Genomic DNA, 23,475 nt, shown 5'->3' on the forward strand with positions numbered 1-23,475 from the left:
TCCTCAGGGGTGCCTCGGCACGGCGGAGACACCCCTGAGGGCCAGCCGGGACCCCTGGCGTCAGCGCGGGCGGTAGGTGGTGAGGTTGACGGCGGCGGTGACGGTGACGGCGTCGGTGGGCAGGTCGGCCGGGGCGACGTGGCGGGCGCTCGGGGTCATGCCGATCAGGGTGCGGGCCTCGGTGGCGGTCAGCGTCAGCATCCGGCGGTGGGTGGTGGAGCCGGCCGGGGTGAAGTGCTCGTCGAGGGACTCGCTGACCCGGCCGGCCTTGTCCGGGTCGACCTGGAGCAGGCCGTAGGCGGTGATCAGCTCGGTGAGGTGGTCGGCAGCCGGGGTGACCACCAGCAGCCGGCCGTCCGGGCGCAGGACGCGGCGGAACTCCTGGCCGTTGCGAGGGGCGAAGACGTTGATGATCACGGATGCCGCGGCGTCCGCGACCGGGAGCGGGCGCCACAGGTCGGTCAGCACGGCGGCGGCACGCGGATGGGACCGGGCCGCGCGGCGCAGGGCCGGCTTGGACACGTCCAGGCCGAGGCCGACGGCGGCGGGGGCGGCGTCCAGCACCCGCGCGAGGTAGTCGCCGGTCCCGGTTCCGGCATCGAGGACCATTTCTCGTACGACAGAAGGCGCGGCCTCGACCGGCACGTCCGCGAGCGGAGCGGCTGCGGTGAGTGGCGGGTCAACGGTGAGCGACGCGGCTTCCGCAAGCGCGGTGGCGATGAACGCGTAGTGGCCGGCGGCCAGGAACGCGGACCGATCGGCGATCATCTCGGCACTGTCGCCGGTGTGCGGGAGCCGTCCGGCGCTCAGATCGGCATAACCCTGCTTGGCCATGTCGAAGCTGTGACCGTCCGGGCAGCGCAGCGCCCGCTCGTGCCGCGAGAGTGGCCGTCGACACACCGGGCACCTCAGGTACGGCAATGCGCCATCGAGCATAAGGAGTTTTTTCTTCCTTTTTCGGGTGGCGGGCGGGGCGGTCGGATGGCCCTTTAGGCTCTGCTGATGGCTGGCATCATGCATTCGGACATCGTCAAAGCTCCCAAGGTTCTGCTCCACGACCACCTGGACGGGGGTCTGCGGCCGGCCACGATCGTCGAGCTGGCCGCCGGGGTCGGCCACGAGCTGCCCGAGCAGGACCCGGCCCGGCTGGGCGACTGGTTCGTCGCGGCCGCCGACTCCGGCTCGCTGGAACGGTACCTGGAGACGTTCGCGCACACGGTCGCGGTGATGCAGACCGAGGAGGGCCTGCACCGGGTCGCCCGGGAGTGCGCACTCGACCTGGCCGCCGACGGCGTGGTGTACGCCGAGATCCGGTATGCCCCGGAGCAGCACCTGGAGCGCGGTCTGACCCTGGACCAGGTGGTCGAGACCGTGCACGCCGGTTTCCGCGACGGGTGCGCCGAGGCGGCCGCGAACGGCAGCCCGATCCGGATCGGCACCCTGCTGACCGCGATGCGGCACGCCGCCCGGTCCCAGGAGATCGCCGAGCTGTCCGTGCGGTACCGGGACTCCGGGGTGGTCGGCTTCGACATCGCCGGCGCCGAGGCGGGCTTCCCGCCCACCCGGCACCTGGACGCCTTCGAGTACCTGCAGCGGGAGAACTTCCACTTCACGATCCACGCGGGCGAGGCGTTCGGCCTGCCGTCGATCTGGGAGGCCATCCAGTGGTGCGGCGCCGACCGGCTCGGCCACGGCGTGCGCCTGATCGACGACATCACCGCGCCGGCGCCCGGTCCGAGTTCGGTCACCGCGACCGGTGGCACCGAGGCGGCGCCGCCGGTGCTGGGCCGGCTGGCCGCCTACGTCCGGGACAAGCGGATCCCGTTGGAGCTGTGCCCGTCGTCGAACGTGCAGACCGGCGCGGCCGCCTCGATCGCCGAGCACCCGATCAAGCTGCTGCACGATCTGCGCTTCCGAGTCACCGTCAACACCGACAACCGGCTGATGAGCGGCACCTCGATGAGCCGGGAGATGACCCTGCTGACCGAGTCGTTCGGCTGGGGCTGGGCGGAGCTGCAGTGGCTGACCATCAACGCGATGAAGTCGGCTTTCATCCCGTATGACGAGCGATTGGTGCTCATCAACGAGGTCATCAAGCCGGCGTATGCCAAGTTGCTGGGCTGAGCCCGACCGGAAAGTAGCGCCAAATCCGGCTTTTCGCCCTTTTCCTGGAAAGGGGCGAACGTACGTCAGACGAAATTACCTGTCCGGATCTGGCGCTCCACCGTTCGGCTAGACTGCCGCCTACAAACTCGGCATAATCCGGCATCTCGCCTTGCCGATCGCGCGAGACCGAGCCATCGTCAGTCCTGTCGCGATCGACTACGATCTGACCCGTCGGCCTGCGCCCACCCCCCAACGCCGCGCCGACGGTCGAGTGACCTTGAGATACATGCTCCTCTACAGGTAGTGATTTCTGACCGGCGATGTTCAACGGCGACGTTGCAACATCGCGTCACACAACCGGTCCGTGTCCGCCTGGTCTTTCTCTTTGACACTCGTCGTGATGGAATCTCGGGGGCCCGACCCGGCGAGTCGGCCGTGCGCGGAGTCCGGCGAGCCGAATGCCGGGCCCGAATCAGGAGGACGGTGACGTGAGCAAGCGCCCAAGTGAGGCGGACGGCGTCATGTCGCGTCTGCGGCGACCCACGGGTCGACTGCGAGACCTACCCATCTGGTCCAAGCTTGGTCTCATCATGCTGGTCCCAACCGTTGCGACGATCATCGTCGGCGTCAACGGCCTGGTCGACCACATCGATGAGGCTGACAATGCGGAGAACGCACGGACCCTGGCTGCACTCTCTCAGGCCGCCGGCGGTCTCGTCGACGAGCTCCAGTCCGAGCGGTCGTACGCGATGCAGATCGCGGTCGCCAAGGACAAGGACCTCAACAAGAAGTTCCACAACGGCGCAGAGGTCCCCGCGGTCGTCAAGGCCGCGGTCGACAAGTACAACGCCGAGCACTCCAAGGTCGAGGCCGCGAACCAGCCGTACGCGCAGCAGCGTGCCGCCCTGGACGAGGTTCCCGGGCGGGTCGACATCCTGCTCTCCCGGCTGGACTACAACCTGGCCGACCTCGCGGCGTACCGCAGCAAGGTCACCAAGGGTCTGGAGAGCGCCAAGAGCGTCGAGACCAACTACAACAAGTTGATCGACGACCTGCTCTCGGTGCGTGACGTCGCGGCGCAGCAGGCCAGCGACACCGGTCTGAGCGACCACCTGCGGGCGGTCGCCGAAGTGGCGCGGGCCAAGGAGAACATCTCCACGGAACGCTTCATCGGCCACCAGGTCATCGGCGCGCAGGAGTTCAACAACACCCTGCGGCAGGCGATGCTCTCCGCGAGCCTGGGCTTCACACAGGCGACCACGACGCTCCAGGCGGTCGCGACCGACGGTGAGTTCGAGTTCTTCAAGAACACCACCGAGGCCAACGACGCTCAGCGCGAGGCCACCAACCTGACCGGTCCGCTGCTCGCCAACGTGGGCACCCAGATCGAGAACAAGAACCTCACCACGCCGGCGTGGGAGAAGGCGATGTCCGACTACAACAACACCTTCCGTCAGGTCGAGGTGCAGTTGGACAAGGACATCGTCGCTCAGGCCACCGACCTGCGGAACACGACGAACCGCCGGGTGTTCGTGGAGACCAGCATCCTGCTCGGGATGCTGCTGCTCGCGATCCTGTTCGCCTGGTTGGTCGCCCGCTCGATGGCCCGCTCGCTGCGTGAGCTGCGTCAGGGTGCGCTCGCCGTCGCCCAGTTCGGCCTGCCGCACGCGGTGAGCCGGCTGCGTGACCCGGCGCTCTCCGCGTCGCTCACCCCGGCACAGGTCGCCGACCAGATCGCCGAACCCCTTCCGGTACGCAGCCGGGACGAGTTCGGGCAGGTGACCGAGGCGTTCAACGCGGTCCACCTGGAAGCGGTGCGTACCGCGGCCGAGCAGGCCGCGCTGCGGGCCTCGGTCGCGACGATGTTCGTCAACCTGGCCCGCCGTTCCCAGATCCTGGTCGACCGGCTCATCGGTCACCTGGACCGCCTGGAGCGCGGCGAGGAGGACCCGGACCGTCTGGCCGAGCTGTTCCAGCTCGACCACCTGGCCACCCGAATGCGGCGTAACGACGAGAACCTCCTGGTCCTCGCGGGCGCCGACTCCACCCGTGTGCAGCGCGAGCCGGCTGCTCTGATCGACGTGCTGCGCGCCGCGCAGTCCGAGGTCGAGCACTACACCCGGATCGAGTTCGGCGTCATCGACCGGGACATCGAGGTGTCGGCGCACGCCGTCAACGACATGGTCCACCTGGTCGCCGAGCTCTTCGACAACGCGACCGCCTTCTCCCCGCCGAACTCGAGCGTTCTGGTCGAGGCTCGCCGGGCCGGTGAGAACGCGATTCTCACCGTGGAGGACCACGGCATCGGCATCAGCCGCGAGCAGCTTCGCGACCTGAACGAGCGCCTGGCCAACCCGCCGACGGTGGACGTCGCCGTCTCCCGGATGATGGGCCTGGTCGTGGTCGCCCGGCTGGCGAACCGGCACGGTGTCCGGGTCGAGCTCCGCCCGGCCGACCGCGAACGCGGCACGCTCGCCGAGGTGGGCCTGCCCAACTCCGTCCTGGCCATCGGCGGTGCCGGTCGCGTACCGACCGGTTACGACGCCCGGCCGGGTGGATACGACGCACCGCCGGCCGCGATGCCGTCCTTCGGTGAGCCGCTCGCTCTGGAGAGCGGCCGCGGCGGATACCCGGGCAACCGGCCGTACGACCCGGCGCTCAACGGCACCAACGGTTCCGTTCCGGCCTGGTCCGACCTGACCGGCGCGGCTCCGTCGAACGGTTTCGGCGGCGGCCAGTCCAACGGCTTCGGTGGTGGCGGTCAGTCCAACGGTTTCGGTGGTGGCGGTCAGTCCAACGGCTTCGGCGGCGGGACGAACGGGTTCAGCAACGGTTCCACGACCAACGGCTTCCACGGCCCGCGGAGCAACGAGCCGCTGCCGCCGCTCCCGTCCGGCCCGATCAGCTCCGGCCCGCAGGGCTTCGCCGGTCTGGACGAGCTGGCTCAGCGCCGCAACGGCAACGACTACCAGCGCCCCGACGGGGACATGAACAGCTACGGCGCGACGATTCCGCGTCAGCTCCCGGCCAACCCCGAGAGCCAGAGCCGCAGCTCGTTCATGCCGCCGGTGTCCGCTCCGCCGGCCCCGCCGGTCTCCGCTCCGCCGGTTCCGTCCGCTCCGCCGTATTCGGCGCCGCCGGCCGCTCCGACCAGCCCGACCTCGTACGCGTCGGCGCCGCCGGCCTGGCCGCCGGTCGCCGGCGACCGGGAGAACGCCACCCCGCACGTGCCGGAGAACCTCGCCGCGGCGCTCGACATGACCGCCGAGATCCCGAGGTACCGTCCGGACAACGCGGAGTCGAACCCCGAGGTGGCCCGTCCGGTCAACCCGTCCATGGCGGCGTTGCCCGCGTCGGCTCCGCCGGCGTACGACACCTACGACCCGTCGGTCGCCCCGGTGAGTGGTCCGGCCGAGGTGCACGCCACCGCGACCGCACAGATCGCGGCGGCGCAGGCTCCGGCCCGCGAGAGTGCGATGCCGTTCGCCGACGAGACCATGGAGCTGCCGATCTTCCGGGAGCTCGAGTCGGCCTGGTTCACCACGATCCCGGCCTCGAAGCCGTCCGTCGCCGGCAGCGGTGACGAAGCGGTGGTCTCGCAGCGGATCCCGACCGGCGAGCCGGTCCGGACCGCTGGGGTGCCGCAGCAGGCGGTCTCCCCGGAGGCTCGGGAGCTGGACGCGGCCACTGTCGGCGCGAACAGCTCGGCGGCCAACGCCGGTTCCTACGGCGGCGGCGCCGCTGCGGGCAACAGCCCGTGGCAGACCGCGGCCGACGAGGGCTGGCAGGCGGCCGCCAAGGCGTCCGAAGTCTCCATCGACACGACCACCACGGCGGGGCTTCCCAAGCGCACGCCGATGGCGCAACTCGTCCCCGGCGGTGTTGACCGGGGCGGTAACTCCGTCCAGCGCCGTACGCCCGAGGGGGTCCGCGGCCTGCTGTCCGCGTACCACCGGGGTGTCGCGCGCGGTCGCACCAAGGAACAATCGACCAACCCGGAGGAGACTCCGGGAGGGCAGCAGCCCTCGCAGGCTGGCAAGGAGCATGAGGCATGACATCTACGCAGGATCTCGGTTGGCTCCTCGCCAACTTTGCTGACCGCGTTCCCGGGGTCGCACACGCGATCGCGGTCTCCGCCGACGGCCTGCTCCTGGCGTCGTCGCGGGATCTTCCCCGGGACCGCGCCGACCAGCTGGCGGCGATCGCCTCCGGCCTGGTCAGCCTGACCCAGGGTGCCGCACGGTGCTTCGAGGGTGGTGCCGTCCTGCAGACGGTCGTGGAGATGGACAATGGGTTCCTGTTCCTGATGTCGATCTCCGATGGTTCCTCGTTCGCGGTGCTCGCGGCGCGTAGCTGCGACGTCGGTCAGGTGGGCTACGAGATGGCCCTGCTGGTCGACCGCGTCGGTGAGGCACTGACCCCGGCACCGCGATCCGCGGCCGGGGTGCTGGGCTGAAGGCGCAGTGAGCCGGCCCATCCGGCTACTGTCCAAAAACTTGAAAACCAATACACTTCGAGAGGCCGAGGGAGGGGTTGACGGTGACGATGCCCGAACGCGATGAGCCGACCGGTTCGCTGGTCAGGCCGTACGCCGTGACCCGTGGTCGAACCCGGCCGAAGCTTGAGATAGCGCTGGAAGCGCTGGTCGAGACAACCGTGCGCGGCCGTTCAGGAATTCGCGGCAGCCAGGGTGGAAGCGAGCATCAGTACATCGCGGCGATGTGCGACGGGGGACGAGTGCAGTCACTCGCCGAGATCGCCGCCCGCATGCAACTGCCGCTAGGTGTGGCACGAGTGATCGTCGCAGACATGGCCACTGACGGCCTGGTTGCGGTGTACGAGCCCACCTCGCTTGAAGACGAGACCGACGCGGTAGGCACGGAACTGCTGGAAAGGGTGCTGAGTGGACTTCGCAGGCTCTGACATGTCGCAACGTCCCGCTGCGGGACGCGTGACATCGGCGAAGATTGTCATCGCCGGTGGTTTCGGCGTCGGTAAGACGACGCTGGTGGGGTCGGTCTCGGAGATCACCCCGCTTACCACCGAGGCGATCATGACTTCTGCCGGTGTGGGTGTCGATGACAACCGGCAGGTACCGGGGAAGATGACCACCACGGTGGCCATGGACTTCGGCCGGATCAGCATCGACCGGGACCTGATCCTCTATCTGTTCGGAACGCCTGGCCAGACACGGTTCTGGTTCATGTGGGACGAGCTGGTCCGGGGCGCGATCGGTGCGGTCGTCATGGTGGATACGCGTCGGCTCGCCGACTGCTTCGCCGCCATTGACTTCTTCGAGCACCGTCGCCTGCCGTACCTGGTGGCGATCAACTGCTTCGATGGCATGCAGTATCACAACCCGCAGGACGTTCGGGACGCTCTGGCGATCTCGAGCGACGTGCCGGTGGTGAGCTGTGACGCCCGCAACCGCGAGTCGACGAAGAACGTCCTCATCTCGCTTGTCGAGTATGTGCTGACGATGCGTCGCACGCGTGCGGTAGCGCCCGCCTGACGAACGGTGAAAGCCCCGCTCCGCGAGTCGGAGCGGGGCTTTCGCGCGCCTTACCGCAGGCAACCCGCGCAGCGGATCAACAACCCTGCGTGATCGGGGGTCCGGGCAGGGCGGGCAGGGCAGCCAGGTCGTCGACCCGGTGCTCGGGCAGATAGGCGTCGATCCGGGACGCGTACGGCGTGGTGGCCCAGGCCTCGCAGAGCTCGCTCGAGCAGGCGCTGAGAAGCCCCAGGACGTATCCGTGGCCCCGGAGCTGATCACGGTCGCGAAGAGCCTCCGGGCGGGGCCTACGGAGCCGTTCAGCGCCCGCGCGGTGGGTGGTGACCGCTGCCATGAGCCGGTCGTTGCCGGGTTCCACGCCGCAAGCATCAAGCACCGGCGGTGAGCATGCCGCAAGCATCGAGCACCGGCGGTGCGAAAGCGTGAGGGGCCGCGACCCATCGGGTCGCGGCCCCTCACCACAGCTGGAACTCAGCGGCCGTTCGTGTTCCCGGCCCCGTTGCGGTACTCGTCGGCCGGCTGACCGTCGCGGGTGAAGTCCCACCCGCCGGCCGCCTCGCGACCCGGGCGACCGCCCATCGCGAACCCGCCGATCTCCTGACCGCGCCGCCAGCCCCGGAAATACCCGGTGGTGTGCGCCGCGATCGAGGCCGCGTCCCGGACGATCCGCAGCGGCCGCTCCTCGCGCAGCGGTGAGCCCGGCACCAGGTTGGCCTGCGGCACCCGCTTCGGCAGGCCGGCCGAGGTTTCCGCGGCGACGGCCGGGGTGGCCGCCTTCTCCGCGGCACGCCAGCCGCTGTCGTTCGGGTTGGCCCAGTCCCGGATGCCCTCGCCGGTCTCGGTGGTCGGGCCGGTGAACCAGGCGGACCTGGCCGCCGCGAAGATCAGCAGGTCACCGTCGCTGCCGTCGGCCGCGACCGGGGGTGCGGCGCTGCGGTCCAGCGCGGTCACCCGCGGCGGCAGGCTGTCGGCGCCGCGACCGCCACCGTCGACCACGCGCAGCGACGGCGGCTCACCGAGCTGGTCGAGGCCGGGCAGCTTCGCCCGTCCGCCGTTGAGCTGCGGTTCCACCAGGCGCAGTGCCGGCGGCTCCTTCGGCATGTCCTGCCACGGCGGCCTGATCCGGCCGTCCGGGCCGGGCAGCCCGGCCGAGGCGGCGGGCCGCTCCGGCAGGGTGGCCTCGTCGCCGCCGGAGTTCAGCAGCGGCCAGTTGGCCCGCGATCCCGGTTCCGGCGTCTCCTGGGCGGGACGCTGGGCCGGCATCGGCATCGGCAGGCTGAAATCGGTCGGTCCGGTGGGCGTGCCGTTCGTCGCCGCGGGCGGCGGCGGGGTGGCACGGGCCGGCCGGGCCGGGATGACCGTGCGTTGCCGCTCGGCCCTTGCCCGGTTGAGCTCGGCGTTGGCGAGCGTGGGCCGGAACGGCTCGCCCGCGTCCGCCGGGCTGCCCAACCCGCCGGCCGGCGAGATCGGGGTCCGGCCACCGGGGGAGATCGGATTCCGGGCGGCCGGGGAGATCGGGCTGCGGGCAGCGGGCGAGATCGGGCTCCGGGCGGCCGGCGACGCCGGTGCGGACGGAATCCGGCTGCCCGGCAACGGCCGGCTGCCCGGCAACGGCCGGGTGCCCGGGGTGATCGGGGTCATCCCCGGCGGGGGCGGCGGCACGGACACCGGCCGGTTGCCCGGCGAGGTGGTCCGCATCGGCAACCCGTTGGCCGCGGCCGGCGCCACCGGCGGCGGCATGATCGGGTCCGGGGCGGCCGGGGGAGCGTTCATCGGCCGCGGGGTGGCCGGTCCGTTGCCGGCCACCGAGGGTTCGGGGCGGTTCCGGCGGCCGAACCGCGACGCCAGGTCGGTGCTGGGCGTGCTCGGCAGGGCAGCCGGTTCGACGGCCCGGCGGGAGGAGCGGCGCCCGACGTTCGACTCGGTGGCCGGGCTGGAGGCCCGGGCGGTGAGCGTGCCGACCAGGGCGGCGCACGCCGCGTCGCAGGTGCGGATCGCGGCGATGGCCTGGCGGACCGTCTCGGCGGCGGCCGGCGCCAGTGACTTGTTGATCCCGCCCCGGCGCGGGGACTCGCTGATCGCCACCTGCAGTGCGGTGACGGCGGAGATCACCTGGTCCTCGGTGCCGGCTCCGGTGCGAGCGAGGGTGTGCGCGACGTCCTGCGCGGCCTGCGCCGGGTCGCCGCCGCGGCCGGTCAGCCGGCCCGGCTCGGGAACCGCCTCGAGCACGGCCATGGCGAGCGGGTGCGACGGATCCGGGTACGCCCGCAGGGCGGCCGGGTACAGCTCGCGGAGCACCTCGCGGAGCGCGACCGAGGCCGCGTTCCGCCCGACCAGCATGGCCACGTGCGCGGCCAGGATCGGCTTGTAGCTGACCAGCTCACGCGGCGCGGGCAGGGTGACCGCGGCGATCGCGCCGGCCTGGAGAGCACGGGCCAGCCCGACCGCGCGGCGTGCCGCGGCCGGGGCGGCCATCTCCTCCGGGGAGTCGTCGTCCGAGAAGCGCTCGGCGAAATCGTCCGCGTCGTCGTCATCGATCACGACGAGCGGCCGGCCGGCGGCGGTGAGCAGCGAGGTGACGACGTGGTCGTCACTGTCCGCGGCGACCGCCGCGTCGCTGAATCCGGTCGTGCGTTCCACGAGCAGCGTTCCCAGCAGGGCGTACCCGCTCGGGTCGTCGCTGATCTCGTGGACGCCGAGCAACCGGCCTGCGTCATCCACCACGGCGATGGTCAGGGGCGCGGCCGAAGCCGTACGCACCCCGTCATCAGCCGACGCCAGACCGCAGTACACGCGCACGAGCGCCACGGCGTCCTCCTCCCCGGGACTGCTTCTCTGTGGCCAAGGACTGATTTTCCCTGGTAATCGGTCAGTCACGCCAGTCCACAGCGGCGGAGATCTTGCTGATCACCGAGCGCCAGCCGAGACTTGCCTGCTGTGCACCGATCTTCTTCAGCCGCCGACGGCCGAAGAAACCACCCATACCACCGTTTTCCGCGGCACGGAGGGAATCGTCGAGGTCATCGAGCGGGGAACCGGGCGACAGTGCCAGGATCACCGGCTTCAGCCGGAGTGCGTACCCGAGGTCCCGGGCCACCTCTCCGGCGGCGATGAGCAGCGGCAGATCCCACGTGTCGTGACCGCCGCGCAGGTTCTCCACCACGAGGTCGAGCTCGTAGCGTTCCTCCGGCAGCGGGTCGATGTCGCTCGACTCTACCCGCTCCGCCAGGTCACCCCAGGTGTCCAATTGTGCGAGATCGTGCGGAGCACCCGAACGAATGAAGGACACCAGCGCTTCGGCGTTCTTGAAGGCGAGCAACCGGCCCTTGTGGCTGAGGAACATGGGCACTACTTCGTCGTCCGGCTGGGCGTTCGCGTCCTCCGGCTCGTCCTCGAAGTCGGCCGGATCGGGTTCGCCGTCCGCCGGCTTCTCGCCATCGGCCTTGCCGGTGGACGTGTCGCCGGCCTTGTCATCGGTCTTGTCGTCCTCGGCGAGCAGCGCCTGGAACTCCTCGTCGACGATGACTTCTTCCTCGTCGTCGTCCTGGACGACGGCGGCCCGCTTGCGCGCCTCGAACGGGTCGTCCTCGTCGACCTCGATCTCGGTCGGGGTCAGCTCGGCGACTGTCCGGTATGCCCGGAGGGTCAGCCCCACGCCGCCCGGGAGTGCGATCTCCACCGGCTCGACACGGGCCTGCTCCCAGAGCTCACGCCCGTTGAGTCCTTCCGGCGAGGACTGCTCGGCCACCGGCGCGGACGCCTCGGGCTCGTCGGACTGGCTGGTCACGGTTGACCTCCGGGTTGATCTGAGGTGGGACGGACGGGTGACTACGGGCACATACCCTAGTCCGCAACGCTGTGTGACAGCGGCCCCGTCCCCTCCACTTCCTCCGCGCGTCGGTGATAAACCCTCAATAACCCTTCGGGTGCCAGACGGTCTTCGTCTCCAGCAGCGCCGTCATCGGCTTCAGCCCCGGGTCGGCGGACAGGTCGATCCCACCGTCCGGCGGGCGGATCACCCGCTTCAGCGTGCCGGCCGCGGCCCGTTCCAGCTCGGCCGCCAGCTCGGCGTGCTCCACCCCGGTCAGGTCCAGAGCGTTCACGTCGGCGTGCGCGGCCAGCCAGGGCGCGGTCTCGGCGTACCGGCCGGTGAGGATGTTCACCACGCCGCCCGGCACGTCCGAGGTGGCCAGCACCTCGGCCAGGGTGATCGCGATCTGCGGGTCGGCGGCCAGCACCACCGTGGTGTTGCCGGTGACCACCGCCGGGGCGATCACGCTGACCAGGCCGAGCAGGCCGGCCGGGGCGACCACCGCGACCACGCCGGTCGGCTCGGGCGCGGAGATGTTGAAGAACGGCCCGGCGACCGGGTTGGCCCCGCCGGCCACCTGGGCGATCTTGTCGGACCAGCCCGCGTACCAGACCCAGCGGTCGACCGCGGCGTCCAGCTCGCCGGCCGGGACGCCGAGCGCGGTGAACTCGGCGCGCCGGGCCTCCACCATCTCGGCCACCCGGTACAGCACCTGGCCACGGTTGTACGCGGTGGCGCCGGCCCAGCCGGACTGCGCCGCCCGGGCCGCGACCACCGCGTCCCGGGCGTCCTTGCGCGAGGCGAGGGCCACGTTGTCGCCGTCCACCAGGTAGGTCCGTCCTGATTCGCTGCGCGGGAACTTGCCGCCGATGTAGAGCTTGTAGGTCTTCCGTACGGTAAGCCGCGCGTTCTCCGCGACGGCGACCGCCTTCGATGACTTAGGCAAGGTACGCCTCCAGGCCGTGCCGGCCGCCCTCGCGGCCGTAGCCGGACTCCTTGTAACCGCCGAACGGCGACGCCGGGTCGAATTTGTTGAACGTGTTGGCCCAGACCACCCCGGCCCGGAGCTTGTCGGCCACGGCCAGGATCCGCGAGCCCTTCTCCGACCAGATCCCGGCGGACAGCCCGTACGGGGTGTTGTTCGCCTTCTCCACGGCCTCGGCCGGGGTACGGAAGGTGAGCACCGAGAGCACCGGCCCGAAGATCTCCTCGCGGGCGATCCGGTGGGCCTGGGTGACGCCGGTGAAGATGGTCGGCGCGAACCAGAAGCCCCGCTCCGGCAACTGACAGGCCGGCGACCAGCGCTCGGCGCCCTCGGCCGCGCCGATCTCGGAGAGCTCGGTGATCCGGGCCAGTTGCGCGGCCGAGTTGATCGCCCCGATGTCGGTGTTCTTGTCCAGCGGGTCGCCGACCCGCAGCGTGTCCATCCGGCGCTTGAGCGAGGCGAGCAGCTCCTCGGCGATGTTCTCCTGGACCAGCAGGCGCGACCCGGCGCAGCAGACGTGCCCCTGGTTGAAGAAGATCCCGTTGACGATGCCCTCGACCGCCTGGTCGAGCGGCGCGTCGTCGAAGACGATGTTCGCGGCCTTGCCGCCCAGCTCCAGGGTGAGCCGCTTGCCGGTGCCGGCCACCGTCCGGGCGATCTCCCGGCCCACCTCGGTGGAGCCGGTGAACGCGACCTTGTCGACGTCCGGGTGGGCGACCAGGTAGGCGCCGGTGTCACCGGCCCCGGTGACGATGTTGACCACGCCCGGTGGCAGTTCGGCCTGCCGGCAGACGTCCGCGAAGAACAGCGCGGACAGCGGGGTGGTCTCGGCCGGCTTGAGCACCACGGTGTTGCCGGTGGCCAGTGCGGGCGCGACCTTCCAGGCCAGCATCAGCAGCGGGAAGTTCCACGGGATGACCTGGGCGGCCACGCCGATCGGCTTCGGGTCCGGGCCGAACCCGGCGTACGGCAGCTTGTCGGCCCAGCCCGCGTAGTAGAAGAAGTGCGCGGCGACCAGCGGCAGGTCGACGTCCCGCGACTCCTTGATCGGCTTGCCGTTGTCCAGCGACTCCAGCACGGCCAGCTCGCGGGAGCGCTCCTGGATGATCCGGGCGATCCGGAACAGGTACTTGGCGCGCTCCGCGCCGGGCAGCGCGGACCAGGCGCCGTAGGCGTGCCGGGCGGCGGCGACCGCGCGGTCCACGTCCTCCGGGCCGGCCGTGGCGACCTCGGCGAGGACCTCCTCGGTGGCCGGGTTGACGGTCTTGAAGGTGGCGCCGTCCTTGGCGGCCTCGAAGGCGCCGTCGATGAAGAGCCCGTAGGAGGAGTCCAGCTCGACGACCGAGCGGGACTCGGGTGCGGGTGCGTACTCGAACATGGGTCCCTCAGTCCAGGGTGAAGTAGTCGGGACCGGAGTAGTGGCCGGTGGTGAGCTTGGTGCGCTGCATCAGCAGGTCGTTGAGCAGCGAGGAGGCGCCGAACCGGAACCAGGCCGGGTCCAGCCAGTCGTCGCCGGCCGTCTCGTTGATCAGCACCAGGTACTTGATGGCGTCCTTGGTGTTCTTGATCCCGCCGGCCGGTTTCACGCCGATCTGCCGGCCGTGCCGCTCCCGGAAGTCGCGCACCGCCTCCAGCATCACCAGCGTGATCGGCAGCGTCGCGTTCACCGCGACCTTGCCGGTGGACGTCTTGATGAAGTCGGCGCCGGCCAGCATCGCCAGCCAGGAGGCGCGCCGGACGTTGTCGTACGTCGCGAGCTCGCCGGTCTCCAGGATCACCTTGAGATGGGCACTCCCGCACGCCTGTTTGACCGCGACGATCTCCTCGAAGACCCGGGTGTAGTCGCCGGCCAGGAACGCGCCGCGGCTGATCACCATGTCGATCTCGTCGGCCCCGGCCTCCACCGCCGCCCGGGTGTCGGCCAGCCGCACCTCGAGCGGCGCCTGGCCGGACGGGAACGCGGTGGCGACGCTGGCCAGGTGTACGCCGGAGCCGGCCAGCGCGGCGTGGGCCACGCCGGCCATCGCCGGATAGACGCAGATCGCGGCGACCGGGGGACAGCTCGGATCGCCGGGATCGGGATGCCGGCCCTTGGCGCACAGTGCGCGCACCTTGCCGGGTGTGTCGGCGCCTTCCAGGGTGGTCAGATCGACCATCCGGATCGCCAGATCGATGGCCTTGGCCTTGCTTCCGGCCTTCACCGATCGGGTGCCGAGCGCGGCAGCTCTCGCCTCGACACCCACCTTGTCGACCCCGGGGAGGCCGTGCAAGAACGAGCGGAGGTCGGACAGCCCGATGGGCGCTGTCACAGTCATGAAAACGATTCTATGCGACCCCAGGACAGTTGATCTTGAATGAACGGTAGGTTGAGCCCCGTGGACGTCCTAGTCGTAGATCACCCGTTGGCGCAGACCCGGCTCACCGCGATGCGCCGGACCGAGACCGAGTCCGGTGTCTTCCGCGCCTCCCTGCACGAGCTCACCACGATGGTGGTCTATGAGGCGGCCCGGCTCTTCGCGGTCGAGAAGTTCCCGATCCAGACCCCCGTCGCGCAGACCGAGGGCACCCGGCTGGCCAACCCGCCGCTGATCGTGCCGGTGCTGCGGGCCGGGCTGGGCATGGCCGACGCCGCGCTCGGCCTGCTGCCCGAGTCGTCGATGGGCTTCGTCGGGCTGGCCCGCGACGAGGTGACCCATGAGCCCCGGGCGTACATGGAGTCGCTCCCGGCCGACCTTGCCGGTCAGCCGGTGCTGGTCCTCGACCCGATGCTGGCCACCGGCGGCTCGCTGATCCACTGCTGCGAGCTGCTCGCCGACCGCGGCTGCACCGACATCATCATCTGCTGCGTGCTGGCCGCCCCGGAGGGCGTGCAGCGGCTGAAGGACTCCGGCCTGCCGGTGCGCCTGATCACCGCGTCGATCGACGAGGGGCTCAACGAGAAGGCGTACATCGTCCCGGGTCTCGGCGACGCCGGCGACCGCCAGTTCGGCGGCATGCGCCGCTTCTGACCGCGGTCCTCCTCCAGGCGCGCCCGGCGCAGGCCGGGCGCACCCCGCAAAATCACCTTCAGCTGGTGTACGACCAGGACTGCGCCTTGCCGTCCCGGAACGGCATCACCCCGTGGAACACCGTGGGGGAGTCGGCGAAGACCAGCGGCAGGAAGTGCCGGTCCGACTCCCACATCGGCAGTGTCCCGCCGAGCAGATCGGCCCGCTCCACCCAGTGCAGCGACCCCTCGTCGTTGCCGGTCTTCGGTGTCCCCGTCCAGGTGGGGATCCGGAAGATGAATCCGAACCAGTTCTCCCCGCCGCGGCCGAATCCCGGCCAGGAGATGGTCCCGGCGAAATCGAGCGGCCCGCACTCCAGTCCGGACTCCTCGGCGATCTCCCGGCGCATCCCGGACGACACGTCCTCGTCCGGTTCGAGTTTTCCGCCGAGCCCGTTGTAGTAGCCGAAGTGAATGTCATCCGGCCGGGTGTCCCGGCGGATCATCAATACCCGCGCGGAATCGGGTGACATGACATATCCGAGCGTGGCGAGTACGGCCCGCATGCGCGTCTCCTGTCGACGTCGAAATGGACGCCGCGCAGGGTAATCGGAAAGTCCCGTTTCGTGGGGTAATGTGAGCCGCGCCACCCGAAGGTAACGGTAGGTGGTCGCCCTGTCACTGACGCTTTCTGTAGAGGAATGGCTATGGCAGCCACCATCCCCCCGGCCCATCCGGTGATCGGCGCGGACGAGATCGCCGCCGCGGTCCGGGTGCTCAGCAGCGGCCTGGTCGTGCAGGGCCCGGAAGTCGCCGCGTTCGAGGACGAGTTCTCCGCCCTGGTGGCCGGCCGGCACTGTGTCGCGGTCAACTCGGGCACCTCCGCGCTGCAGCTGACCCTGCTGGCACTCGGCCTGAAGCCCGGCGACGAGGTGATCGTGCCGTCGTTCTCGTTCGCCGCGACCGCCAACGCGGTCCGGCTGGCCGGTGGCACGCCGGTCTTCGCCGACATCGAACCCGGCTCGTTCTGCCTCGACCCGGACGCGGTGGCCGCGGCGATCACGCCGCGCACGGTCGCGGTCATGCCGGTGCACCTGTACGGCCACCCGGCCGCGATGGACCGGCTCATGCCGCTGGCCACCCGGCACGGCCTGGCCGTGGTGGAGGACGCCGCCCAGGCGCACGCCGCCGCGCTGCACGGCACCCCGGTCGGCGCGTTCGGGGTGGCCGGCTGCTTCAGCTTCTACCCGACGAAGAACATGCACGCCCTCGAAGGCGGGATGATCACCACTGCCGACCCGGAGTTCGCCCGGCAGCTGCGCCTGCTGCGCAACCAGGGGATGGAGCAGCGCTACCAGAACGAGATCGTCGGCGCGAACATGCGGCTCACCGACGTGGCCGCGGCGATCGGGCGGGTGCAGCTGGCCAAGCTCGGCGGGTGGACCGGGCAGCGCCGGGCGAACGCGGCCCACTTCGACGCGCACCTGACCGGGGTGCGGCTGCCGCCGGTCGCGGACGGCGCGCGGCACGTCTACCACCAGTACACCGTGCGGGTGGAGGGGAACCGGGAGGCGTTCCAGGCGGCGCTGACCGACCAGGGGGTGGGCAACGCGGTGTACTACCCGACGCCGATCCACCGGCTGCGCCCGTTCGCACAGGACCGCGGCGTCCACCTGCCGGAGACCGACCGGGCCGCCGCCGAGGTGGTGTCGCTGCCGGTCTACCCGACGCTGACCGCCGCCGAGCTGGACCGGATCGTCGAGGCGGTACAGGCGGCCGTGGTGCCGGCATGAGCGCGCTGCGCGCCGGCCTGATCGGGTACGGCGCGATGGGCCGCAACCACGCCCGGGTGCTGCACGCGCTGGACGGCGTCGAGCTGGCCGGCGTGCTCGACCCGGCGCCCGGCCTGGTCGGCCCGTACGGCGTGCCGGTCGTCACCGGCCTGGACGAGCTGCTCGCCCTCGGCGTCGACTACGCGGTGCTGGCCTCGCCGACCGGCCTGCACGAGGAGATCGGCCTGCGGCTCGCCGAGGCCGGTGTGCACACGATGATCGAGAAGCCGCTGGCCCCGTCGGTCGCCGCGGCGCAGAACCTGGTCGACGCGTTCGCCCGGCGCGACCTGATCGGCGCGGTCGGGCACATCGAGCGGTACAACCCGGCCCTGCAGAGCCTGCGGACCCGGCTGGAGGCCGGCGAGCTGGGCGAGATCTACCAGGTGGTGACCCGGCGGCAGGGCCCGTTCCCGGGCCGGATCGCCGACGTCGGCGTGGTGATGGACCTGGCCACCCACGACATCGACCTGACCGCCTGGGTGACCGGCCGGCAGTACCTGCGGGTGGCGGCGCACACCACGGCCCGCAGCGGGCGCCCGCACGAGGACATGGTCTCCGCGGTGGCCGGGCTGGAGGGCGGGCTGATGGCGAACCACGTGGTGAACTGGCTCAGCCCGTTCAAGGAGCGGTCCACCGTGATCACCGGCGAGCGGGGCAGTTTCGTCGCCGACACGCTGCACGCCGATCTGACGTTCTACGCCAACGGCGCGATCGGCACCGAATGGGAGGCGCTCCGCAATTTCCGGGGCGTCGCCGAGGGCGACATGATCCGGTACGCCATTCCGAGACGCGAGCCGTTGCTGGTCGAGCACGAACGATTCCGGGACGCGGTGAACGGCGGCGTGAATGACACGGTCACGCTGATCCAGGCATTGCGCACCGTCGAGGTGGCCGACGCGGTGCTGCGATCGGCCCGCGAAGGCGGCACCGTGGACGTACCCGAGGCATTTGTCACCGCGCCCCGGAATCTTCCGGAAGCGCACAGCGGTCGTGCGCAGTCGCCTCGGGAATGGTTCTCGGACCGTTCGTCCCGGACGTTCGTCCCCTAGCCGTGGACGAGCGGGTCCCGGACGTGACGGTCATCGTCGCGGTCTACAACACGATGCCGTATCTCACCGACTGCCTGGCGTCGGTCTTCGCGCAGACCATCGGGGCGGACCGGCTGCAGGTGATCGCGATCGACGACGGCTCCACCGACGGCGGCGGCGCCGAGCTGGACGCCTGGGCGGCCCGGTTCCCGGCCACCCTGACCGTGCTGCGCCAGCCGAACTCGGGCGGCCCGGCCGGACCGAGCAACCGCGGCCTGGAGTACGCCACCGGGCGGTACGTGTTCTTCCTCGGCGCCGACGACCGGTTCGGCCCGGAGGCGCTGGCCCGCCTGGTCGCCGCGGCCGACGAGACGCAGGCCGACGTGGTGCTCGGCCGGATGGTCGGCGGCGGCGGCCGGCGGGTCGACCAGTCGGTGTTCGCCGGCGGCGACCGCGACGACCTCACCCTGGCCGGCTCGCCGCTGGCCTGGGCGCTCTCCAACACCAAGCTGTTCCGCCGCGCGCTGCTCGAGGAGCACCGGATCCGGTTCCCGGAGGAGATGACCTCCTGCTCGGACCAGCCGTTCACGATCCGGGCGGTGCTCGCCGCCCGGCGGGTCGCGGTCCGCACCGGGTACGACTTCTACCACGCGATCCGCCGCACCGACTCCAGCAACATCACCTTCCGGACGCCGGTGACCCGGCTGCTGCACGACACCGAGCAGCTGATGGCGCTGGCCACCGGCCTGGTCACCGACCCGCAGGCCCGGCACAACGTGCTGGTCCGGCACTTCTCCTGGGAGGTCGGCAAGCTGCTCGGCGAGCGGTTCCTGGCCGCCGCGCCGGACGAGCGGCTGGCCGTCCAGCAGGGTGTCGGGCGGCTGGCCGGGGCGTACCTCACCGAGGCGGTCAGGCGGGCGCTGCCGGTCCGGCACCGGGCGGCGATCGGGGTGGCCGAGCGCGGCACCCCGGACGACCTGCTCGCGCTGGCCCGGCACTACGCCGAGCACCGGCTGAGCCCGGCGGTGGCCGACCGGGACCGTTACTACGTGGCCTTCCCCGGCTTCCGGGCCGCGGGCCGGGACTTCCCGGACGCGTGGTTCGACGTCACCGCCGAGGCCGTCAAGATCGATCAGCAGGACGGCCCGGCGTCGGTCCGGTGGGGCCGGGACGCGGCCGGGCGGGCCGCGCTGCTGCTGAGCTGGCCCACCCGGATCCCGTCGCAGGAGGGCGAGACCGCGCCGGTGGTCCGGGTCCGGCGCGGGCCGAGCGTGCCGGTCGCGCTGGACCGGGCGGCGGCGGCCGCCGCGATCCCGGTCGACGACCTGGTGCGCGGCGAGTCGCACCGCCGGTTCCGGGACATCACGTTCGCCCGCCGCGCCGGCGGCCACTCGGCGCGCTACCCGGTGACCGCGGCGGACGTGTCCGGTGCCGGTCGGCGGCTGCACCGGATCGGCGCGAGCCTCTACCTGGTCAACGCGGCCCGCGGCGCGGACGGCCAGGTCGGCGTCGAGGTCCGCCCGATCACGGTGCGCCGGATCGCCGCGCGGCTGCGCCGGACGCTCAGCGGCCGCTGACCGGGCCCGGGTCGCCCAGGATCAGCTCGTCGTACTGCCCGGCGGTCACCGACCAGTCCCAGGCGGCGAGCGCGTGCGCGGCGGCGGCCGCCCCGGCCGCCCGCCAGATCGGCTCGGTCGCGGTCTCCGCCAGGATCCGCCGGACCGCCGCGTCCGGGTCGTCCACCACCCAGCCGGCCGGGAAGATGCTGCCCGCGCCGGCCCGCTGACCGGCGAAGAACGGCCAGTTCCGGACGACCGGCACGGCACCGCTGGCGGCGCCCTCGACCAGGCCGAGGTGGAAGCTCTCCCGTACCGAGCTGCTCAGGATGACGCCGACGCCGGCCAGCGCGCCCGGCACGTCGTCGGTCTGCCCGGCCCGGTGCAGCGCCCCGCGGCCCTCCAGGTCGGCGACGTCGGCGGCGTACCGCTGGTGGTAGGCGGCCGCGACCGGGTTCGGCCCGGCGTCCAGCTCCTTGCCGATCAGCACCAGGTGGTACCGCTCGTCGTGCCGGCGCAGCTCGCGCAGCACCCGGAAGGCCCAGCGCGGGTCCTTGGCGATCGCGCTCACCCCGACCAGGCCGAGCGCGAACCGGGCGTCCGGCGGTTTCGGCAGGCGGTAGCGGTCCAGCCGGACCGCGTTGGTGACCACCGGGGTGCGCGGTGCGCCGGGCTGCCGCAGCCGGGGGACCACCGCGGTGGCGAACTCGCGCAGCGGCTCGGAGACGAACACCAGGTCGTCGACCCGGGACAGGTCCAGCAGGTGCGGGAAGACGGTGAACGCCTCGTAGCTGTGCAGCCGGACGATCACCCGGGCGGTGCCGGGGTCGAGGGTGGCCAGCATCGCGGCGTGGCCCAGGCACCAGTCCACCACGACCGTGTCGGCCCAGGCCAGGTCCGCGGCGAACACGTCGCGCAGCGCGTCGCCGTAGTCCGGGGCGCCGCCGAGCTGGTGCCGGATCAGCCGGCCGGTCTGTTTGGTGAGCAGCGCGGCGCCGTCGTCCGCGGTGAGCTCCAGGTGCCGGACCTCGACGTCCGGGCGGGCCCGGTACCGGGCCATGATCTCGGTGAGGAAGTAGACGTTGGTGTGTGTCAGGAAGAGCAGCCGCCGGGGCCGTCCGGGCGGCGGGGCCGCCGCCGGGACGCGACGCCCGCGCGGCGCCGCGAGGGCCCGTCCGGTCGCGCTGGTGTGCAGGCCGGCGAGATATCCGTACGGATCCCGCGCGCTCGGCGACCCCAGCGAGTCGAAGTGCACCGCCCGGTTGAACAGCAGCGGGATCACCTTGGCGAAGCGCCGGGTGGTCTCGGCCAGGTCGTCCCGGGCCAGCGCCGCGTCGGCCAGGGCGAGCTGTGCCGCGGCCGCCTCGCGCAGGAACACCGGGATCCGCCCGGCGGCGAACTCGGCGTGTGCCGCGGCCTCCAGGTGGTCGGCGCCGGCCCCGGTGTCCCGGGTGTGCCGCGCGGCGACCGCCCGGACCGCGCCGGCCTCGGCCGGCAGGCTCAGCTCCAGCAGCCGCCCGGCGACCCGTTCGGTCCAGCGGATCCGGCGCTCGTCACCCAGCAGCGGGGCGCCGAGCAGCAGCCGCCAGGCGCGGCGTCCGCGGGGATCGCGCAGCACCCGCCGGCCGGCGCCCTTGCGGGCCACCCGCTCCAGCAGCCGTCCGGCCCGTTCGCCGAGCGCCTCGGCGGCCACCGCCGGCGACGGGCCGGCCCGCAGCACCCGCCGCAGCCGGTGCCGGCCCGGTGCGGCGGCCCGCTCGGCGACCGCCCGCAGCGCCGGGGTCAGCCCGTTCACCGCGTGCGCGGCCCGGTTGCGCCGGGCGAACTGCCACACCGTGTGCACCGCGTGCGGGTCCAGCGCGACCAGCACGTCGGCCGTGCGGGCCAGCGCGCCCAGGACCGGGTCGTGCCGGGCGCGCAGCCAGAGCTTGCGGCCCTTCACCGCGCCGGCGTGCTCCCGCTTGTCCGGTCCGGGCAGCTTCGCGGCGGTCCGGACACCGTGCACCGCGGCCGCGCCGTCCGCCAGGGTGACCTTCCCGGCCGCCGCGCCGGTCGCCAGGGTGACCCGGGCGCCGGCCGCCGCCAGCTGGCGCAGCGCGTCGGCGAGCACACCCGGCCGGCCGGGGACGCCGGTGCTGACGATCAGGACCCGGGTCACGTGACGGCGCCGGTGACGCGCCGGATCGCCGGGTCGAGCTGGGCGGCCCGGGCGAACCGGGTGGCACCCGCCCGGGTCGCGGCGCGCTGCTCCGGGGTGGCGGTCACGGCCAGCCGTGCGGCGGTCCGGAACGACGTGGCCAGCCGGTCGGCGTCCGCGCCGACCGCGCCGGTCCACAGCGGGCTGCCGGCCAGCACGTCCGAGGCGTCGTGCTCGACCTCGTGCGCGGAGACCACCGGCAGGCCGCTGGCGTACGCCTCGTAGACCTTCCCGGAGGTCATGTACCGCCCGCCGGTGACGATGAAGACCAGCGCGTCCCAGCCGCCGTAGACCGCGGCCACCCCGGCCTTCGGCACCGGCCCGCCGAAGCGCACACCGTCGCCCGCGGCGGCCCGCAGCATCTCCGCGTACGCGTTGTCCTCCCGCGCCGCGCCGGCCCCGATGTGCCCGCGCAGCTCGAAGGTGGCGTTGCCGAGCAGCGGGTCGGCGGCCCGCGCCGTACGCCACCCGGCCAGCACCGCGGCCAGCAACGGCACCGGGAACGTGATCGTGCCCAGGTAGCCGAACCGCAGCCCGGCCACCGGGTCCGGGGTGCGCGCGCCGGTCGGCACGCTGTCGTCGTCGTAGCCGTTGCGGACCACGTGCACCCGGCCGGCGATCGCCGGGTGGCGCTCCCGGTAGTGCCGCGCGATCGGGTCGTTCACCGTCCACACCTCCAGCGCCGCGCCGAGCACCCGGCTCTCCCAGCGGCCGGCGATCGAGCCGGGCGGGAACGCCTCCACGCCGTTGACCACGTCGATCGACCAGCCGTCCCGGAAGTCCACCACGTACGGCACCCGGTGCTTCTCCCAGAGCGCCCAGGTCGGCGCGAGGGTCACGTACGGCGCGCACGTGGTGACCAGCAGGTCGGCCGGGTCCGACGAGTGCAGCCGGAGCACCGCCTCGGTCAGCGCCGGCGCCCAGCCGCCGAACGACGGCTCGGGGAACGTGGTCAGGTGCTCGTGCCGGGCCCGGGTCGCCCAGGCGGCCGGGTCCAGCGACCGGGCCCGGGAGAAGTGCCGGACCTCGGTGTCCAGCTCGGCGCGCTCCAGCGGCACCTCGACGATCCGGATCGCCGGGTGCACGCCGGCCGACAGGCTGTGGTCGAGGCCGAACTCGCGTTCCCAGGACTCCCGGCGGATGGTCAGCACGGTGACGTCCCAGCCCTGTGCGTACAGCCGGTTGGCGGTCTCGCGCATCCGGTACGCCGAACTCTTCGCGGCGGGCGGGAAGCCGATCGCCAGGTAGACGGCGTGCGGGCGGCCCCGGTCCGGGCGGCGCCGGGGACCGGTCACCCGGGACCAGCGCCGGCCGATCGAGCGGTGCGGACGTGTCATGTCGTATTTGGCCCTCAGGAGTGTCAGCCGCGGCCTGTTGCCCGGAGAGTGCCCAATTGGGCGGTTACCTTGGCATCGCAGCATACGTTTTGCGGGCCTCCCGCAGCCCCGTTTCGGGATCACCC

18 protein-coding genes and 1 pseudogene are annotated in these 23,475 nt (G+C 72.1%); 9 read left to right on the top strand and 10 right to left on the bottom strand.

The window, feature by feature from the left end:
• Positions 1-60 precede the first annotated feature (60 nt).
• Positions 61-936: a putative RNA methyltransferase gene (locus tag Apa02nite_RS47360; protein WP_203831017.1), complete on the bottom strand. Its 876-nt coding sequence runs from the start codon at positions 934-936 to the stop codon at positions 61-63.
• Between the two features lie 66 nt (positions 937-1,002).
• Here Apa02nite_RS47360 and Apa02nite_RS47365 point away from each other — a divergent pair, with 66 nt between their 5' ends.
• The 5 genes from Apa02nite_RS47365 (at position 1,003) to Apa02nite_RS47385 (ending at position 7,618) form a co-directional block, all read left to right on the top strand.
• Complete coding sequence (locus tag Apa02nite_RS47365; protein ID WP_067706825.1) at positions 1,003-2,124, top strand: adenosine deaminase; 1,122 nt, start codon at positions 1,003-1,005, stop codon at positions 2,122-2,124.
• A 470-nt stretch (positions 2,125-2,594) separates the two neighbouring features.
• Positions 2,595-6,161 (top strand): sensor histidine kinase, encoded by a 3,567-nt coding sequence (locus Apa02nite_RS47370; protein ID WP_203831018.1) that lies wholly within the window; start codon positions 2,595-2,597, stop codon positions 6,159-6,161.
• Entirely contained in the window at positions 6,158-6,562 is a 405-nt protein-coding gene (locus tag Apa02nite_RS47375; RefSeq protein WP_067706828.1) for a roadblock/LC7 domain-containing protein, read from the top strand. The genes Apa02nite_RS47370 and Apa02nite_RS47375 overlap by 4 nt, the downstream gene beginning before the upstream one ends.
• Positions 6,563-6,651: 89 nt before the next feature.
• Positions 6,652-7,029, top strand: a complete 378-nt coding sequence (locus Apa02nite_RS47380) for a DUF742 domain-containing protein (protein ID WP_067706884.1) — start codon at positions 6,652-6,654, stop codon at positions 7,027-7,029.
• Between the two features lies 1 nt (position 7,030).
• Complete coding sequence (locus Apa02nite_RS47385; protein ID WP_067706830.1) at positions 7,031-7,618, top strand: GTP-binding protein; 588 nt, start codon at positions 7,031-7,033, stop codon at positions 7,616-7,618.
• A 76-nt stretch (positions 7,619-7,694) separates the two neighbouring features.
• Here Apa02nite_RS47385 and Apa02nite_RS47390 read toward each other — a convergent pair whose 3' ends face one another.
• From Apa02nite_RS47390 to deoC, 6 genes are all read right to left on the bottom strand, one after another.
• Positions 7,695-7,976, bottom strand: a complete 282-nt coding sequence (locus tag Apa02nite_RS47390; protein ID WP_203831019.1) for a hypothetical protein — start codon at positions 7,974-7,976, stop codon at positions 7,695-7,697.
• 113 nt (positions 7,977-8,089) lie between these two features.
• Positions 8,090-10,426 carry a transposase gene (locus tag Apa02nite_RS47395; protein WP_203831020.1) on the bottom strand — a complete coding sequence of 779 codons (2,337 nt, stop codon included), beginning with the start codon at positions 10,424-10,426 and terminating at the stop codon, positions 8,090-8,092.
• A gap of 61 nt (positions 10,427-10,487) precedes the next feature.
• Positions 10,488-11,366: a SatS C-terminal domain-containing protein gene (locus Apa02nite_RS47400; RefSeq protein WP_239165078.1), complete on the bottom strand. Its 879-nt coding sequence runs from the start codon at positions 11,364-11,366 to the stop codon at positions 10,488-10,490.
• Between the two features lie 163 nt (positions 11,367-11,529).
• Positions 11,530-12,375, bottom strand: coding sequence for an aldehyde dehydrogenase family protein (locus Apa02nite_RS47405; RefSeq protein ID WP_203831022.1), 846 nt, complete (start codon positions 12,373-12,375; stop codon positions 11,530-11,532).
• A complete protein-coding gene (locus tag Apa02nite_RS47410) occupies positions 12,368-13,792 on the bottom strand; it encodes an aldehyde dehydrogenase family protein (RefSeq protein WP_203831023.1) in 1,425 nt (474 codons plus the stop codon). Before Apa02nite_RS47410 ends, Apa02nite_RS47405 begins: the two co-directional genes overlap by 8 nt.
• Positions 13,793-13,799: 7 nt before the next feature.
• Positions 13,800-14,729: a deoxyribose-phosphate aldolase gene (gene deoC / locus Apa02nite_RS47415; RefSeq protein ID WP_203831024.1), complete on the bottom strand. Its 930-nt coding sequence runs from the start codon at positions 14,727-14,729 to the stop codon at positions 13,800-13,802.
• 60 nt (positions 14,730-14,789) lie between these two features.
• On the opposite strand from deoC, the gene upp reads away from it, so the two are divergent.
• Positions 14,790-15,422, top strand: coding sequence for a uracil phosphoribosyltransferase (gene upp / locus Apa02nite_RS47420; RefSeq protein WP_067706845.1), 633 nt, complete (start codon positions 14,790-14,792; stop codon positions 15,420-15,422).
• A gap of 58 nt (positions 15,423-15,480) precedes the next feature.
• Here the strand turns inward: upp and Apa02nite_RS47425 are convergent, their stop codons facing one another.
• Positions 15,481-15,966 carry an NUDIX hydrolase gene (locus tag Apa02nite_RS47425; protein ID WP_067706847.1) on the bottom strand — a complete coding sequence of 162 codons (486 nt, stop codon included), beginning with the start codon at positions 15,964-15,966 and terminating at the stop codon, positions 15,481-15,483.
• 141 nt (positions 15,967-16,107) lie between these two features.
• Here Apa02nite_RS47425 and Apa02nite_RS47430 point away from each other — a divergent pair, with 141 nt between their 5' ends.
• The 3 genes and pseudogenes from Apa02nite_RS47430 (at position 16,108) to Apa02nite_RS52170 (ending at position 19,837) form a co-directional block, all read left to right on the top strand.
• Positions 16,108-17,193, top strand: coding sequence for a DegT/DnrJ/EryC1/StrS family aminotransferase (locus tag Apa02nite_RS47430; RefSeq protein ID WP_067706850.1), 1,086 nt, complete (start codon positions 16,108-16,110; stop codon positions 17,191-17,193).
• Positions 17,190-18,170, top strand: a pseudogene (locus Apa02nite_RS47435) (Gfo/Idh/MocA family protein); the annotation flags it as partial. The gene Apa02nite_RS47430 and the pseudogene Apa02nite_RS47435, both read left to right, overlap by 4 nt.
• A gap of 113 nt (positions 18,171-18,283) precedes the next feature.
• Positions 18,284-19,837, top strand: a complete 1,554-nt coding sequence (locus Apa02nite_RS52170; RefSeq protein ID WP_203831026.1) for a glycosyltransferase family 2 protein — start codon at positions 18,284-18,286, stop codon at positions 19,835-19,837.
• Here Apa02nite_RS52170 and Apa02nite_RS47445 read toward each other — a convergent pair.
• Positions 19,824-21,974 carry a glycosyltransferase family protein gene (locus Apa02nite_RS47445; protein ID WP_203831027.1) on the bottom strand — a complete coding sequence of 717 codons (2,151 nt, stop codon included), beginning with the start codon at positions 21,972-21,974 and terminating at the stop codon, positions 19,824-19,826. The genes Apa02nite_RS52170 and Apa02nite_RS47445 overlap by 14 nt on opposite strands.
• On the bottom strand, positions 21,971-23,350 hold the full coding sequence (locus tag Apa02nite_RS47450) for a glycosyltransferase family protein (protein ID WP_203831028.1): 1,380 nt from the start codon (positions 23,348-23,350) through the stop codon (positions 21,971-21,973). Before Apa02nite_RS47450 ends, Apa02nite_RS47445 begins: the two co-directional genes overlap by 4 nt.
• Positions 23,351-23,475 lie beyond the last annotated feature (125 nt).

Origin of the sequence: Actinoplanes palleronii (genome assembly GCF_016862315.1) — a bacterium.
GTDB classification, from domain to species: Bacteria; Actinomycetota; Actinomycetes; order Mycobacteriales; family Micromonosporaceae; genus Actinoplanes; species Actinoplanes palleronii.

Bases quoted from the DNA above. Each gene is read 5' to 3' on its own strand.
- Apa02nite_RS47380 (WP_067706884.1), top strand. From the start codon at position 6,652: ATGCCCGAACGCGATGAGCCGACCGGTTCGCTGGTCAGGCCGTACGCC.
- Apa02nite_RS47375 (WP_067706828.1), top strand. From the start codon at position 6,158: ATGACATCTACGCAGGATCTCGGTTGGCTCCTCGCCAACTTTGCTGAC.
- Apa02nite_RS47385 (WP_067706830.1), top strand. From the start codon at position 7,031: ATGTCGCAACGTCCCGCTGCGGGACGCGTGACATCGGCGAAGATTGTC.
- deoC (WP_203831024.1), bottom strand. From the start codon at position 14,729: ATGACTGTGACAGCGCCCATCGGGCTGTCCGACCTCCGCTCGTTCTTG.
- Apa02nite_RS47425 (WP_067706847.1), bottom strand. From the start codon at position 15,966: ATGCGGGCCGTACTCGCCACGCTCGGATATGTCATGTCACCCGATTCC.
- Apa02nite_RS47430 (WP_067706850.1), top strand. From the start codon at position 16,108: ATGGCAGCCACCATCCCCCCGGCCCATCCGGTGATCGGCGCGGACGAG.
- Apa02nite_RS47450 (WP_203831028.1), bottom strand. From the start codon at position 23,350: ATGACACGTCCGCACCGCTCGATCGGCCGGCGCTGGTCCCGGGTGACC.
- Apa02nite_RS47410 (WP_203831023.1), bottom strand. From the start codon at position 13,792: ATGTTCGAGTACGCACCCGCACCCGAGTCCCGCTCGGTCGTCGAGCTG.
- Apa02nite_RS47360 (WP_203831017.1), bottom strand. From the start codon at position 936: ATGCTCGATGGCGCATTGCCGTACCTGAGGTGCCCGGTGTGTCGACGG.
- Apa02nite_RS47365 (WP_067706825.1), top strand. From the start codon at position 1,003: ATGGCTGGCATCATGCATTCGGACATCGTCAAAGCTCCCAAGGTTCTG.